The sequence below is a fragment of the Halapricum desulfuricans genome (genome assembly GCF_017094525.1).
Lineage (GTDB): Archaea > Halobacteriota > Halobacteria > Halobacteriales > Haloarculaceae > Halapricum > Halapricum desulfuricans.
Genome location: NZ_CP064788.1, coordinates 915,080 through 928,001, shown reverse-complemented (window position 1 = coordinate 928,001; position 12,922 = coordinate 915,080). Strand labels below are relative to the sequence as shown.

Sequence of the window (12,922 nt, the reverse complement as noted above, 5' to 3'; positions counted from 1 at the left end):
GCGCCTTCGTCTCCCGCATGCGGGTATGTTCGACGAGTTGTTCGGCCGCGCCGAACTCAAAGAGCGCATCGAAACGCTCGAAGACGAGAAGGCCGACCTGCAGGACCGCCTCGAGGCCGAGCGGGAGCGTCGCAAGGACGCCGTCACCGACAGACAGGCCGCCGAACGTCGCGTCAACGAACTCGAAGACCGGATCACGCAATTGCGGGACCGGATCGACCGACTCGAAGACGGCGAACAGACCCTGTCCTACCGACGACGCGAGCGACTCGCGGGCGAGCGCGTCGGGGACGTCCTCGACCGACTGGCGTCGCTCGAAGGGCAACCGGAGAGTGTCCTCACCGCGGTCGTCGCCGACGACCACCGGATACCGGACGCGCTTAGAGAGGGGTTCGGCGAGCGTGCGGCGTTGATCTCCCGGGCCGCGCCCTGTCTGGCCGTGACCGACGACGCCGGGATGGTGAGTGCCGCTTTCGATATCCCGAACCCCCCGGAGCCATTCGCGCGCTGGAGCGACGGCGTCGAACTCGAACGGTCGTGGTTCGAGCCGACCGGGCGGTTCACGCTCGCGCTCGTCCGGTCAGACCTGTTCGCGATGGGCGTCTACGAGGGGCGCGAGCGGACGGCCTTTCACGGCTTCGACAGCGAACTCAAGAGCAACCACTCCAAGGGCGGGTTCTCACAGTCGCGCTTCGAGCGGATCCGCGACGGTCAGATCGACACGCACCTCGGGCGCTGTCAGGAGGCGCTCGCCGAGCGGCCGGGCGACGCGCCGCTGTTCGTCGTCGGCGAGCGAAGCGTCCTCGGCGCGGTCAGCGACGCCGCCGACGCGACCGCCGCCGTCGACGCCACGGGCGAGCCCGAACCAGCGCTCGAACAGGCCTTTGAGGACTTCTGGACGGTCACGCTGTACGGGATCTGATACTGTCATAGTGATATCAACGCTGATAACGGTGGATGGGCATTTATCTGGCGATAGCGCATAGAAATCGGATGTGGGCGCGCCGTTGGAAGTACTTCTCGTCGACGAGTCGGCCGCTGCGAACGCGCTCGAGGAGACGCTATCACGTGCGGAGAGTCAATTCAGGGTCGAGACCGCAGCGTCCGCGAGCGACGCGCTCGATTGCCTGAACGAGCGAGAATACGACGCCGTTGTCTCCGACTACCACCTCCCGAAAGGTGATGGACTCGACATCCTGACGTCGATCCGGCTAGAACGGGAGAGTGATATACCGTTCATTTTATTCACCTCAGAAACTGGTGCGGAAACAGCGATCGAGGCGCTCAATCTCGGCGCGGATCGCTACGTAAGGAAACGGAATGATCCGAAATCGAGCGTGCCGGACCTGATCGATGTCCTGCTTGCGGAGATCGAGGACTATCACGCCGAACAGAGGCTCCTGCTGTATCGGGATGTCGTCGAGCAACTCGACGACCCGGTGATGTTGCAGAACCGGGACGGGGAGTTCGAGGTCATCAATCAAGCCGTGGCGGACTACGCGAGTATGTCGACGAATGACCTGCTCGGTGCCGACGAGTACGCGTTCATGGACGAGGAGGCTGCCGACACAATCGCGTCGAACAAAGCGCAAGTGATCGAAACGGAGTCTGCGCTTCGGTACGAGATCCGCCCGTCGTTCCCTCACCGGGGCGAGGAGTGGTTCTCGACGCTCCGGTACCCGCATTACGACGAGAACGGACGCGTGGACGGGACCGTAGCCATCTGTCGGGACGTTTCGGAGCTGAAGTACAGCGAACGCGAGCTCAAACGGGAGCGGGACCGTCTGGAGGAGTTCGCCAGCTTCGTCTCTCACGACCTTCGGAATCCCCTGAACGTGGCGAATGGACGACTGGAGTTGGTCAGAGAAGACTGTGATAGCCCGCACCTCGACGACATCGAGGGGGAGCTGAAGCGGATGGACGACCTCATCACGGACCTGTTGTCGCTTGCCCAGCAGGGAGAGGTCGTCGGTGAACTCGAACCCGTACGGCTGCAGGAATGCGTCACGCAGTGCTGGAACAACGTTGATACACGCGATTCTGACCTCGTTGTCGACGATATCCCGACGATACGTGCCGATCCGAACCGGTTGACGACGCTGCTTGAGAACTTGTTTCGGAATGCCGACCAGCACGGCGGGGATGACGTCACTGTCACAGTCGGCGGGCTCGAAGGCGGTTTCTACGTTGCTGACGACGGCCCTGGAATCCCCCCGGATGAGCGTGAGTCCGTCTTCGAGAGTGGCTACTCGACCGACGAGCGAGGGACCGGTTTCGGGCTGACGATCGTCAGACAGATCGTCGGTGCACACGGCTGGGAAATCAAGATTGCCGACAGCGAGCGCGGTGGCGCATGGTTCGAGATCACGGGCGTCGAAGTCGCCGAAAAGTGACCGGTGACCGCATCGAAGACCACAACAGTTGCCTGCGAATCGCTATAGCCACTCCGCGAACGAATCGGTTTCGCGACTTTGCCTGATATACTCGCGTTGCATTCGCTCGATCGCCGCCGAAAATCCGAGACCGTCTTGGATGTGCTCGCGCACGCGGGTTTTCTTCCAGCTGCTGGGCGTCGTCTCCGCCCGCCAGCGCGCCCGGATCGGATCGAGATACGACGCGCCGTCGTCGATCCCCTGAACGTCGAGCCCGTATTTGGCGTACTCGAACACCTCGGAGAAGATCTCGTCGCGATCGGCCGTGCGCTCGCCGTCGGCGGTCACCCACGCCAGCTCGGCGTCCGGTCCGTCCCTGGCGGCCGCGTAGAACGCCGACTCGGTCGCGTCCCACGGGAGGTCAGTGATGGGGTGGTCGGCGGCGACCAGCCCGCGGATCAACCCGGCGGTCAGCGCCTGGAGACCGACTACGTCCGTGACGGTCGGCTGAGTGGGTAGCGGGCGATACTCGATCCGGACCGAGCGCTCGTCGCCGGCCCCCTCGACGGGGTCGCCACCGATCACGCAGCGGACCCACCGCCAGTACGTGCCGCGCTTGTGCTCGAACTCCCAGTAGTTGTCCGTGTACTCGCTGCCGGAGCCAGCGTCGAGCCACTCACTGAGAAACGGCGCGACGACGTCGTCCTCGCGCACGTCGTCGACGACGTCAGTCACGGCGTCGAGGTCCGACGGGACGCGGACTTTCGGGTTGGGGGTGACGTTGACCGACTGCTCGAAGACGGCGATCCGGAGTTCGTGGTGGGAGTCCTCGAGCAGCCGTTCGGGATCTGACACTTCGCTGTAGAGGTCCGCAGGGAGAAACGGGGAGTTGCTCGCCAGCGCCACCAGCGGCCCCATCGTCCGGATCGCGGCGTTGTAGTACTCGGGGAAATCCTCTGTCTGTGGGATCTGCAGGTGCGGCTGGATCGACGTCGCCAGCGATTCGAGGAGGATCGAGGGAAACGATCGTTCGACGCCCGGCACCGACAGCTCGATCGACCCGTCGGCCCGCTCAAGCAGGTCGGTGTCGATCGCCACGTACCGCGGATCGGTGCGCATGTTGGTCGCCAGCCGAACGCCGTCGAGGTCCGTCGTCGCCGAGAGGTACTCGACGGTCCCCGATTCCGGCGGGATCGTCCACATCGCGTCGAGGACGAGCGCGCAGTTCTCTTCGCCCGCCGCCGCACGAGCTTTCCGGGTTTCCATCTCGATTGCGGTGGCCTGCGCGTCGAGCCCGGCCGCGTCGAAGGTATTGGGATCAGTGTTGATCTCGGCGTTGTGCAATCCGAGTTCCTTGCTGACGGCGTCGGTATCCTCGAAGATGCTCCCCGGAATCTGGTGCAATCGACTCGCTTCGGTCGGCCGAACCGTCCGCTCGCTGTCGTCTCGCTGCCCGGCGACCGCGTACACTTCCATCTCGAGTCCGATCGCGAACCCCTCGTTGTCGAGCGCGCCCTCGTCGAGCTGTCCGTAGAGAAACTCCGTCTGTTCCCGGACACGGCTGTCGAACTCCTCGCGCGTGGCCGCTTCGAGCGAGCGCGCCACCAGCTCGGCCAGATCTGTCATTGGCGACGCTATGGGACCCTCGGTCATAGTAGTATGTCCCGGCTACGACGGACTCATCGATGAACGCTTAACTCGATCGCTCCTGAGGCTGGCGTATGGACGTCTACGGATTGATCGGGAACCCGGTCGAGCACTCGCTGTCGCCGCCGATGCACGAGGCGGCCTACGACGAACTCGGGATCGAGGCCAGATACGTCACCTTCGAGCCGGAGGCGGCGGCACCCGCGATCGAGGCCGCCGAGACGCTGGGCGTCGCCGGACTGAACGTGACGATCCCGTTCAAGCAGGACGCGCTGGAGGCCGTCGAGCCGGACGACCTCGCGGCGCGAATCGGCGCGGTCAACACCGTCGCTTTCGCCGGCAACGGTCCAGTCGGTTACAACACCGACGCTGTCGGCGCGGTGCGAGCGCTGGAAGCACACGGCGTGGCTCTCGACGGCGAGGCGGTCGTCGTCGGGGCCGGCGGTGCGGGTCGGGCCGTTGCGTTCGGACTGGCCGACGCCGGAGCGAGCGTCCGGATCGCGAACCGGACCGTCGAACGCGCACACGGACTGGCCGAGGCAGTGCCCGGGGCGAGCGGTCACGGTCTCGACGAACTCCCGGCGCTGCTCGCCGAGGCGGACGTGCTGGTCAACGCCACGAGCGTCGGTATGGAGGAGGATCGCTCGCCGGTCCCGGCCGAAGCGCTCCACGAGGGGCTTGCCGTCCTCGATGCGGTGTACACGCCGATCAAGACACGACTGCTCAGCGACGCGGCGGCCGCCGGCGCGACGACCGTCGACGGGGCGTGGATGCTGCTGTACCAGGGCGTCGAGGCCTTCGAACGGTGGACCGGGCGGGACGCGCCGGTCGAGTCGATGAACGCGGCGCTTCGCGCCCGGCTTTAAGTAATCCGGGATCGAAAACGCGCACATGGGATTGTCGGACCTACTCGATCGGATCAAGGCGGCGCTCGGGCTCGGTGGACCCCGAGGCCAGCAGTCGGAACGGCGACCACCCCGGACGGGAGACGAACTGGCCACCGAATCCACGTCCGAAGAGACGACAGTTACAGTCGAGCGCGAACCCTCGACGGGGTCCGAAGACGCCGTCAAGGGCACTGACACGACAGGCGAGGCTGCCGAGGAAGGCGATGTCTCGGCGACCGAGGACGCCGAAGAGGCCGGCGACGATGAGCCGGAGGGAGACGAAGCGGCCGACGAGACAGAACCCGGCGAAAAACCGAGTGCAGAACAGGGTGAGACAGCACCCGACGAGGAAACAGAGCCGGACGAGGAGACCAAACCGGAACCGGACGAGGGTCTCGGGACGGACGAACCGACCGACGTGATCAAGGGAATCGGATCGACGTACGCCGATCGGCTCGCCGACGCCGGCGTGGAGACGGTCGCGGATCTGGCGGTTCGTGACGCCGATGCGCTCGCCGAGGAGACCGACATCTCCGAGAAGCGCCTGCAGACCTGGATCGACCGCGCGAAACACCGCTGAATTCTGCGTTCCGTCAACGTTGCCGGCCTCGCAACCTACAAGCAGCCCCGTCTGCTTCGGACAGACAATGGGCAAACCGCGAGTCGAGACGGATCGGGAGTCCTTTCTGACGGCAGCGACGGCGACCTCCGGCGACCACCGCGTCCCCGTCGAGGTCACGGTCGAAGTCGACGACCCGTTCGAGGCCTACCGACGCGCACGGGCCGGAGACGGCAGCGTCTATCTGGGGACCACCGGCGGTCGCTCGGGCTGGGGGTACTTCGGCGTCGATCCGGTCGAACTCGTCGAGACGTGGCCCGGCGAGGGGACGCTGTCGACGCTCGAATCGGTCGTCGGTGGGGAGTCGCTGTCCCGGGGAGACTGTGAGATACCTTATCCGTGCGGCGCGATCGGCTGGCTCTCCTACGACGTCGCCCGTGAGATCGAGTCGCTCCCGGAATCGGCCACCCGCGACCGGGACCTGCCGCGCATGCAACTTGGCGTCTACGACCGGCTGGCCGCCTGGCGCGAACCGCGCGAGCAGCCGACGACGGTGCACGTGACCGCCTGTCCCCGCGTGGATGCCTTCGAGGGCGCGTTTGACGCATACGAGCACGGCCGCGAGCGGGCACTCGAGCTGGCCGAAGCGGCCGTCGACGGCGATCCGACCGTCGGGCCACCGTCAGTCGAGCGCGAGCGAGCGACGTTCCGGAGCGAGTGTGGGGCAGACGCCTTCGCCGAGCGGGTTCGACGAGTCAAAGCACACGTCCGTGACGGGAATACGTTTCAGGCGAACGTCTCCCATCGCCTCGCGGCTCCGGCGGCGGCCCATCCGGTCGCTGTCTTCGATGCGTTGCGGTCGGTCAACCCAGCCCCGTACTCGGCGTTGCTGGAGTTCCCGGGTGTCGATCTGGTGTCCGCCAGTCCCGAACTGCTCCTGGATCGAGCGGGTCAGCGACTCGAAACCGAGCCGATCGCGGGGACGCGACCGCGCGGCGAGACGCCGGCGGCGGACGAGCGACTGGAAGCCGAGCTGACCGGCGACGAGAAGGAGCGGGCCGAACACGCGATGCTCGTCGACCTCGAGCGCAACGACCTCGGGAAGGTCAGCGAGTACGGGACCGTCGAGGTGAGCGAGTACCGCCGCGTCGACCGCTACAGCGAGGTGATGCACCTCGTGTCGCTCGTCGAGGGGCGTCTGCGCGGCGACCGGACACTCCAAGACGCCGTCGAAGCGGTGTTCCCGGGCGGGACAATCACCGGCGCGCCCAAGCCCCGGACGATGGCTATCATCGACGAGGTCGAGTCGACCCGCCGCGGTCCCTACACGGGATCGATCGGGATCTTCGGGTTCGACGACCGGGCGACGCTGAACATCGTCATCCGGACGCTAGTCCGGTACGGACGGGAGTATCACCTCCGGGTCGGCGCGGGGATCGTCCACGACTCGGACCCGCGGCGGGAGTATCAGGAGACGCTGGACAAGGGGCGAGCGCTGATCAACGCCGTCGACGCGGCTATGGACAGCGGGCCTGATTTTGCTGTCGGGGAACGTGGCGAACAGTCCGAGGGAGGGCAGTCGCGATGAGCGGGCTGTCGGTACTGGTGATCGACAACTACGATTCGTTCGCGTACAATCTCGTGCAGTACGTTGGAGAAATCGTCGAGAGTAGCGAGGACGACCGCAAGGAGTCCTCGAAGTGGGCGAGCGGCGGCGAGGAAGCAACCAGCCACCACGACGACGTGATCGTCCGCCGCAACGACGAAATCGACATCGAGGGGATCCGCGAACTCGACCCGGACGCGATCGTCGTCTCGCCGGGGCCGGGGACACCGGCGGAAGCGGGCGTCTCGACGGCAATCTTCGAGGAACTGTCGATCCCGACGCTGGGAGTGTGTCTGGGCCATCAGGCGCTGTGTGCGGCCAACGGCGGGTCGGTCGGCTACGCGCCGGACGTTGTCCACGGCAAGCCGTCGACGATCTCCCACGACGGGGCGGGGGTCTTCGCGCGGCTGCCGGAGACGTTCGAGGTCGGCCGCTATCACTCGCTGGCGGTCGAGCGGGCCGACTTGCCCGACGGGCTGATCGAGACGGCCCGGACCGACGACGAACGGTCGCTCGTTATGGCGGTTCGACACGAGTCACGGCCGCACGTCGGCGTGCAGTTCCATCCCGAGAGTGTCCTGACCGAGCACGGGAAACGGTTGCTGGCGTCGTTCTTCCGGGAATACTGGTGAACTACCCGTCTTGGCCGTCAGACCGGCACGCAACCAGCTGTCGCTAGTCGGTCGACAGGAACCGTTCGCCGATCGCGTCGGAGAGATCAGAGAGATAGAGCCCGCCCCACAGCGCGACCAGGACCGCGCCGATGGAGTTGTAGACGAGGTCCCACAGCGTGTCGTAGACGCCGTACTGGGTGAGCACCGACGAGGTACCCAGTTGGTCCGCCGCGATACCGAGCGCGAACTCCAGCAGTTCCCAGAGAACCCCGAACGCGAGGACGAAAAGCAGGATGATCGCGGCGACGAACTTCGAGGGGAGATGCACCTTTTCGGAGTGTTCGTCGATCGCCCGGACCGTCGCGTACCCGGCGGCGGCCACGACCGACGCTGACAGCGCGTGCGTCGCGTGATCCCACCACGGAATCGCGGAGTAGGGCTTCCACCCCAGCCCGGGGACACCGACCGTACCGAGCGCGTGGAGGAACGCGGCACTGGTGATCCACAGCGTGATCTTCGGATCCATCGCGAGCTGATAGTCGCGTTCGAGGATCGATGGGACGCGCGTCACGAGTAGCGCCACACCGGTGTTGATGATAATCCCGACGCTGCCGCGTTCGAGCCCGATGAAAAACAGTCCGACCAGCGACAGCTCCATGAAGCGGGTCACCTGTGCTTGCCGACGCTGAGAGAGTCGAATCCTGGAGTCGTTCACGATTGCCCACTCTCGTTCTGCAGCTCGTCGATTTCTTCGAGCATGGCGTCGACGGATTTCCGTCGTCGTCGGAAGTACAGTGTGAACGTCACACCCGCGAGCAGCCCCGCCGCGGCCGAGTAGAGCCACTCGTACATCAGTTCGTCGTTGGTGGTGATGTAGTTCGTTCCGACGTACACGTCGAACCCCCACCGGAGCAGCGCCCACAGCGCGGCCGAAGCGAGCGTCGCGACGACCACGAGCACAACTGCGAACCACGGCGGATACCGGATCGACGTGAACGACTGCAGTTCGACGGCGATCACCAGCGCGACTGCCGCGATGGCGAAATACACCGTGAACTGACCTGAGAGCCGCTCCGATCCGATCGCGAGCCCGACGATCGGGAGCGCGGCCACCAGCAGGACCTCCCAGGGGAGCATGACGTACGGCGAGCGATACGCCAGCGGCGGCAGCAGCGCCAGCACGACGACGCCGAGTGCGAACACCGACCACAGCAGCCCGGTGGCGACGACGATCCCGACGGCAGTACCGCCCAGCAGTGCGATCAACAGCCACCCGATGACGGCGTTGTTGCGACTGTCATGGAGCAGCGCGTCGAGCTCCGAGACTTCCATACGGTACCTCTGTGAACGGCCGGGCATAAAAGCCCCTGCGAACGCGACCGCGATCCAGCAACGAGACGACACCCGGATTGCCACGCCGCCGATGAACGCGACGGATCGAAGACGACACAAACGCGCAATCGTCAGATTATCGCATCCGATAACAGAGATGAGAGATGGACCGAAACGTGGAAGTGTCGTTTTAGCGGCCCGGATCGAAGCGGAGTCGATCTCGAAAATCGACAGACAGCGATCCGACTTCCATTTTGTCGAATGATAATTGGGACAGAGAGCTTATACTGAACGGGAACGCAGCTAGGGGTGGAGGCAGCGGGACGGCAATTCCGTCCACACAGAGCAATGAGCGGCAATGCCACGGACAACACGGCCGGGCCAGCGACGGACGACAACCAGCCACAGCGATACGCCGAGCTGACACTCGATGACGACGAGTTCGTCATCTACGATCGGGAAAACCACGAGGCCTGGATCCAGTCGACCGTAGCCGTGGCGATCGAAGAGTACCGGTAGGGTCCTCCATCGCGGTCGAGCGTCGGTCCGTCGGCGGCACCAATTTTCGCATACTACCGGCCGTATCGCAGTGCGACCGTCGTTCGCCAGGGAACGAGCAAGACGAGTCCGACAGCCACTGAAACGGCGACGAACGAGAGCTGGACGCCCCCGCGGACGAACGGTAGCGACCGGATCGCCATCGCGATCAGAACGGCCGTCAGCCAGCCGGGCGTCGTCCAGGAGACGGCACGGAGCGGAAACTCCCAGGCGTCGCTCGTGTACAGCCCGCCGACGAACGCCGCGATCCCCCACCCGAGTAGAAACGGGACGAGCGCTTCGACGGCCCGAACCGGAAACTCCCAGGGAGGAGTACCGTGGGAAACCTCGCCGACCGTGACGAACAGTGCGAGCAAGGCGACGTCACCGAGAGCGACCAGCGCGGACAGTCGCGTCCGGTCGACCCGGCGACCGATCGCATCGACCACCTGCATACCCGCCTACTCGGACGCCGGGCCTATGTGCCTTCGCGTTTCGGGACGACTGCGGCGACCGTGTATCCGAACCCGCCGTCGATCAGTCGGGTCTCGAAACCGATCGCCTCGAGACGCTCGCGGAGTCGGTCAGGCGACTCGAAACACGAATCGAATCCGACGAGTCGCTCGCCGGCCACCAGCAGCCGTCCGGGGACGGTCGCCGGGTCGAAGTCGCTGATCACGAGCACGCCGCCCGGGGAGAGCACGCGAAACGCCTCCTCGAAGACGGCGTCCCAGCCGTGGATGTGATGCAGCGCGTCGACGACGGTGATCGCGTCGACGGCGTCGGTCGCAAGCGGGAGTCGGCCGGCGTCGCCCTGGATGCTCGAGAGCGCAGTCTGAGAGAGCATCCCCCGCGAGGCGTCGAGGACGACCCGCTGATCGACGCCGAGCGCCCGCGCCGCCCGGCCGGTCCCGCCGCCGACATCGACCAGTCGTTCGACCGGTCGGGTCGCCGTCTCAAGTCCGCGAGAGAGATTGGTCGCCTTCGCGCCGGGCACGAACAAATCGTAGTAGCGCGCGAAACGGTCGAAGAGGGCGACGTCGCCGGTGGACATAACACGTATAGCAGGTCGAGCGAGAAAAGCAGCGCGGAGCAATACGTCTTTGCCGCCGGCGCGTCTGGCGTCAGTATGGAATTCGAACTGCTCGGTTGGCCCGCCGAGGGACCGACGCTGCGACTCGACTACGAGCAGTTCAGCTACGCCGGCAAGTTCGTCATGTCCTCGACGGGCAAGGCGGTCGTGCGCGAGGACGGCGACGTCGTCGCCGCGGCGGCGTTCGACCCCGATCGGACTGACGACTCGGCGCTTCGGATCCGGTACGTGACCGTCCGTCGCGACCGCCGGGGAGAGGGAATCGGCTCACGGCTGCTCCGGACGGTTCGCGAACGAGCATCGGAACGGGGCTTCGGCCGGGTCGTGATCGCCGTGAACAACCCGTTCGCCTACGAGGCCGCCTCGAAGGCCGGGTTCGGCTACACGGGCGAACGGACGGGCCTGGCCGAGCGCGTCCTGGCCTGGCCCGCTCCGAACCGTGACGAACGCTATCGAGAGGGCCTGACGACCTTCCGCGAGGACGACCTCGAATCCGGTGTCGCCGAGTTCGTCGAATCCCGCGAGACGGCACCGCCGGTCGTCGAACCGTTCTCCACGTGATCGGTGGATGCGTTCGGTGGGTCCCGTCACTGCTGCGTCCGAGCAGTCTCGCTACGACAACGCGTCTTCGTTGATCGGTGCCGACTCGAACAGCCGCGCCCCGCATCCGTCACAGTCGACCGCCGCGACCTGATAGCTCCCACAGCAGGACTCAACGGTCTCGGTCTCGAAGACGACCTCGGTCCCGCATGCGGGACAGGTCTCGAGGAACAGTCGCAGTCCTTTCAGCAGGCGACTCCGGTCGGCGACCGGCAGGTCGTGCCACGCGTCGACGCGGTCCGCGAGCAGACGAGCACCGGCCAGATCCGCGTAGAAGGCGGCCTGTGACTCCAGCGAGCCGATCAACGCGCCGTCGATCGTGATACGGAAGGCGTCGTCGACGGCTTCAAGTGCGACGTCGCCCTCCGAGTCGATCCCCATGACCTCGACCAGTTCCGCCCTGTTCGCGTCCTCGTCGGCCTTCACGTCCTCGATCTCGGATTGCCATGCCTCGTTGAACGCCGGCGTGACCTGCAGATCGCCCGACGGACCCTCTTGGAGAGCCCCTGCGGCGAGCAACTCGGCTTCGGGATCGTCGACTCGTGGCCCCTCGGTCCCCCCGTCAGTTCGCACGGACTCGCGTGACGACGAATTTCGATCCGTCATAGAACTGGATTGAACGTACCGTCTTGTAAATCAATCCACTCATCGGAGGTCAGGGGATTCAAATCGCTGTCGACCCAAGAGAGAATCGATGGGAAACGCAGCGCTGCGCGAACTGGCGGTCCTCGAGGACGTCCCGTTCGCCGACCTGCAGGGGTCGGTCGTCGCCGTGGACGCCCACAACTGGCTGTACCGGTACCTGACGACGACAGTCAAGTGGACCAGCGATGAGGTCTACACGACCAGCGACGGCGAAGAAGTCGCCAACCTCGTCGGCGTCGTCCAGGGACTGCCGAAGTTCTTCGAACACGATCTGACGCCCGTATTCGTCTTCGACGGCGCAGTCACCGACCTGAAAGACGACGAAGTACAGCAGCGACGCGAGCAACGCGAGGCCGCCCAACAGCGCCTCGAAACCGCCCGCGAGGAAGGCGACGAGATCGCCGTCGCACGGCTGGAGAGCCGCACCCAGCGACTGACCGAGACGATCGTCGAGACGACCCGCGAGCTGCTCGAACTGCTGGACGTGCCGATCGTCGACGCGCCGGCCGAGGGCGAGGCACAGGCGGCGGTGATGGCCCGCCGCGGCGACGTCGATTACGTCGGCACCGAGGACTACGACGCGCTGCTGTTCGGCGCACCGCTGACGCTCCGGCAGTTGACCAGCAAGGGCGATCCGGAACTGATGGATCTGGACGCGACGCTCGAAGCGCACGACATCTCCTGGGAGCAGTTGATCGACGTCGCGATCCTCTGCGGGACGGATTTCAACGAGGGCGTGTCCGGATACGGGCCGAAAACGTCCGTCAAAGCCATCAAAGAGCACGGCGACCTGTGGGGCGTCATCGAGGCCGACGGACTCCACGTCGAGAACGCCGACCGGATCAGACAGCTCTTTCGCGATCCGCCGGTCACCGAGACGCCGGACCTCGATCTCGACGTCTCGCCGGACGTGGACGCGGCCCGCGAGTACGTCACCGGGACCTGGGAGGTCGATCCCGAGGAGGTCGAGCGCGGGTTCGAGCGGATCGAGCAATCGCAAGTCCAAACCGGCCTCGACCAGTGGTCGTGA

The 12,922-nt window shown here is 65.6% G+C and carries 15 protein-coding genes; 9 read left to right on the top strand and 6 right to left on the bottom strand.

Features of this window, described 5'->3' with window-relative positions; translation table 11 throughout:
* Positions 1-25: 25 nt before the first annotated feature.
* Positions 26-922, top strand: a complete 897-nt coding sequence (locus HSR122_RS04715) for a Vms1/Ankzf1 family peptidyl-tRNA hydrolase (protein ID WP_229111574.1) — start codon at positions 26-28, stop codon at positions 920-922.
* Between the two features lie 73 nt (positions 923-995).
* Positions 996-2,393 (top strand): ATP-binding response regulator, encoded by a 1,398-nt coding sequence (locus HSR122_RS04710; RefSeq protein ID WP_229111572.1) that lies wholly within the window; start codon positions 996-998, stop codon positions 2,391-2,393.
* A gap of 42 nt (positions 2,394-2,435) precedes the next feature.
* Here the strand turns inward: HSR122_RS04710 and HSR122_RS04705 are convergent, their stop codons facing one another.
* The gene (locus HSR122_RS04705) at positions 2,436-3,998 is read right to left on the bottom strand and encodes a hypothetical protein (protein WP_229111571.1); all 1,563 of its coding nucleotides are present in this window, start codon (positions 3,996-3,998) and stop codon (positions 2,436-2,438) included.
* 95 nt (positions 3,999-4,093) lie between these two features.
* On the opposite strand from HSR122_RS04705, the gene HSR122_RS04700 reads away from it, so the two are divergent.
* The 4 genes from HSR122_RS04700 to HSR122_RS04685 all read left to right on the top strand — a co-directional run bounded on the left by HSR122_RS04700 (position 4,094) and on the right by HSR122_RS04685 (position 7,703).
* Positions 4,094-4,885, top strand: a complete 792-nt coding sequence (locus tag HSR122_RS04700) for a shikimate dehydrogenase (protein ID WP_229111569.1) — start codon at positions 4,094-4,096, stop codon at positions 4,883-4,885.
* 25 nt (positions 4,886-4,910) lie between these two features.
* Positions 4,911-5,486 (top strand): helix-hairpin-helix domain-containing protein, encoded by a 576-nt coding sequence (locus HSR122_RS04695; protein ID WP_229111567.1) that lies wholly within the window; start codon positions 4,911-4,913, stop codon positions 5,484-5,486.
* A 67-nt stretch (positions 5,487-5,553) separates the two neighbouring features.
* Positions 5,554-7,053, top strand: a complete 1,500-nt coding sequence (pabB, locus tag HSR122_RS04690) for an aminodeoxychorismate synthase, component I (RefSeq protein WP_229111563.1) — start codon at positions 5,554-5,556, stop codon at positions 7,051-7,053.
* Entirely contained in the window at positions 7,050-7,703 is a 654-nt protein-coding gene (locus HSR122_RS04685; RefSeq protein WP_229111561.1) for an anthranilate synthase component II, read from the top strand. The genes pabB and HSR122_RS04685 overlap by 4 nt, the downstream gene beginning before the upstream one ends.
* Positions 7,704-7,746: 43 nt before the next feature.
* Here HSR122_RS04685 and HSR122_RS04680 read toward each other — a convergent pair whose 3' ends face one another.
* Together HSR122_RS04680 and HSR122_RS04675 are read right to left on the bottom strand one after the other, a co-directional pair.
* Positions 7,747-8,343, bottom strand: a complete 597-nt coding sequence (locus tag HSR122_RS04680) for a hypothetical protein (RefSeq protein ID WP_229111560.1) — start codon at positions 8,341-8,343, stop codon at positions 7,747-7,749.
* Positions 8,344-8,396: 53 nt separating this feature from the next.
* Positions 8,397-9,017 carry a hypothetical protein gene (locus tag HSR122_RS04675; protein WP_229111558.1) on the bottom strand — a complete coding sequence of 207 codons (621 nt, stop codon included), beginning with the start codon at positions 9,015-9,017 and terminating at the stop codon, positions 8,397-8,399.
* Between the two features lie 348 nt (positions 9,018-9,365).
* Here HSR122_RS04675 and HSR122_RS04670 point away from each other — a divergent pair, with 348 nt between their 5' ends.
* A complete protein-coding gene (locus tag HSR122_RS04670) occupies positions 9,366-9,536 on the top strand; it encodes a DUF7331 family protein (protein ID WP_229111556.1) in 171 nt (56 codons plus the stop codon).
* A gap of 53 nt (positions 9,537-9,589) precedes the next feature.
* On the opposite strand, the gene HSR122_RS04665 is transcribed toward HSR122_RS04670, so the two are convergent.
* Positions 9,590-10,009, bottom strand: a complete 420-nt coding sequence (locus HSR122_RS04665; protein ID WP_229111554.1) for a DUF3054 domain-containing protein — start codon at positions 10,007-10,009, stop codon at positions 9,590-9,592.
* Positions 10,010-10,032: 23 nt separating this feature from the next.
* On the bottom strand, positions 10,033-10,608 hold the full coding sequence (locus tag HSR122_RS04660; protein ID WP_229111553.1) for a class I SAM-dependent methyltransferase: 576 nt from the start codon (positions 10,606-10,608) through the stop codon (positions 10,033-10,035).
* 75 nt (positions 10,609-10,683) lie between these two features.
* Between HSR122_RS04660 and HSR122_RS04655 the strand changes: the two genes are divergently transcribed.
* Positions 10,684-11,208, top strand: coding sequence for a GNAT family N-acetyltransferase (locus tag HSR122_RS04655; protein ID WP_229111551.1), 525 nt, complete (start codon positions 10,684-10,686; stop codon positions 11,206-11,208).
* Between the two features lie 51 nt (positions 11,209-11,259).
* Here HSR122_RS04655 and HSR122_RS04650 read toward each other — a convergent pair whose 3' ends face one another.
* On the bottom strand, positions 11,260-11,853 hold the full coding sequence (locus tag HSR122_RS04650) for a hypothetical protein (RefSeq protein ID WP_229111549.1): 594 nt from the start codon (positions 11,851-11,853) through the stop codon (positions 11,260-11,262).
* Between the two features lie 88 nt (positions 11,854-11,941).
* On the opposite strand from HSR122_RS04650, the gene fen reads away from it, so the two are divergent.
* Positions 11,942-12,922: a flap endonuclease-1 gene (gene fen / locus HSR122_RS04645; protein WP_229111548.1), complete on the top strand. Its 981-nt coding sequence runs from the start codon at positions 11,942-11,944 to the stop codon at positions 12,920-12,922.

Bases quoted from the DNA above. Each gene is read 5' to 3' on its own strand.
- HSR122_RS04665 (WP_229111554.1), bottom strand. From the start codon at position 10,009: ATGCAGGTGGTCGATGCGATCGGTCGCCGGGTCGACCGGACGCGACTG.
- fen (WP_229111548.1), top strand. From the start codon at position 11,942: ATGGGAAACGCAGCGCTGCGCGAACTGGCGGTCCTCGAGGACGTCCCG.
- pabB (WP_229111563.1), top strand. From the start codon at position 5,554: ATGGGCAAACCGCGAGTCGAGACGGATCGGGAGTCCTTTCTGACGGCA.
- HSR122_RS04660 (WP_229111553.1), bottom strand. From the start codon at position 10,608: ATGTCCACCGGCGACGTCGCCCTCTTCGACCGTTTCGCGCGCTACTAC.
- HSR122_RS04715 (WP_229111574.1), top strand. From the start codon at position 26: ATGTTCGACGAGTTGTTCGGCCGCGCCGAACTCAAAGAGCGCATCGAA.
- HSR122_RS04705 (WP_229111571.1), bottom strand. From the start codon at position 3,998: ATGACAGATCTGGCCGAGCTGGTGGCGCGCTCGCTCGAAGCGGCCACG.
- HSR122_RS04700 (WP_229111569.1), top strand. From the start codon at position 4,094: ATGGACGTCTACGGATTGATCGGGAACCCGGTCGAGCACTCGCTGTCG.
- HSR122_RS04655 (WP_229111551.1), top strand. From the start codon at position 10,684: ATGGAATTCGAACTGCTCGGTTGGCCCGCCGAGGGACCGACGCTGCGA.
- HSR122_RS04695 (WP_229111567.1), top strand. From the start codon at position 4,911: ATGGGATTGTCGGACCTACTCGATCGGATCAAGGCGGCGCTCGGGCTC.
- HSR122_RS04675 (WP_229111558.1), bottom strand. From the start codon at position 9,017: ATGGAAGTCTCGGAGCTCGACGCGCTGCTCCATGACAGTCGCAACAAC.
- HSR122_RS04650 (WP_229111549.1), bottom strand. From the start codon at position 11,853: ATGACGGATCGAAATTCGTCGTCACGCGAGTCCGTGCGAACTGACGGG.
- HSR122_RS04670 (WP_229111556.1), top strand. From the start codon at position 9,366: ATGAGCGGCAATGCCACGGACAACACGGCCGGGCCAGCGACGGACGAC.
- HSR122_RS04680 (WP_229111560.1), bottom strand. From the start codon at position 8,343: ATGGAGCTGTCGCTGGTCGGACTGTTTTTCATCGGGCTCGAACGCGGC.
- HSR122_RS04685 (WP_229111561.1), top strand. From the start codon at position 7,050: ATGAGCGGGCTGTCGGTACTGGTGATCGACAACTACGATTCGTTCGCG.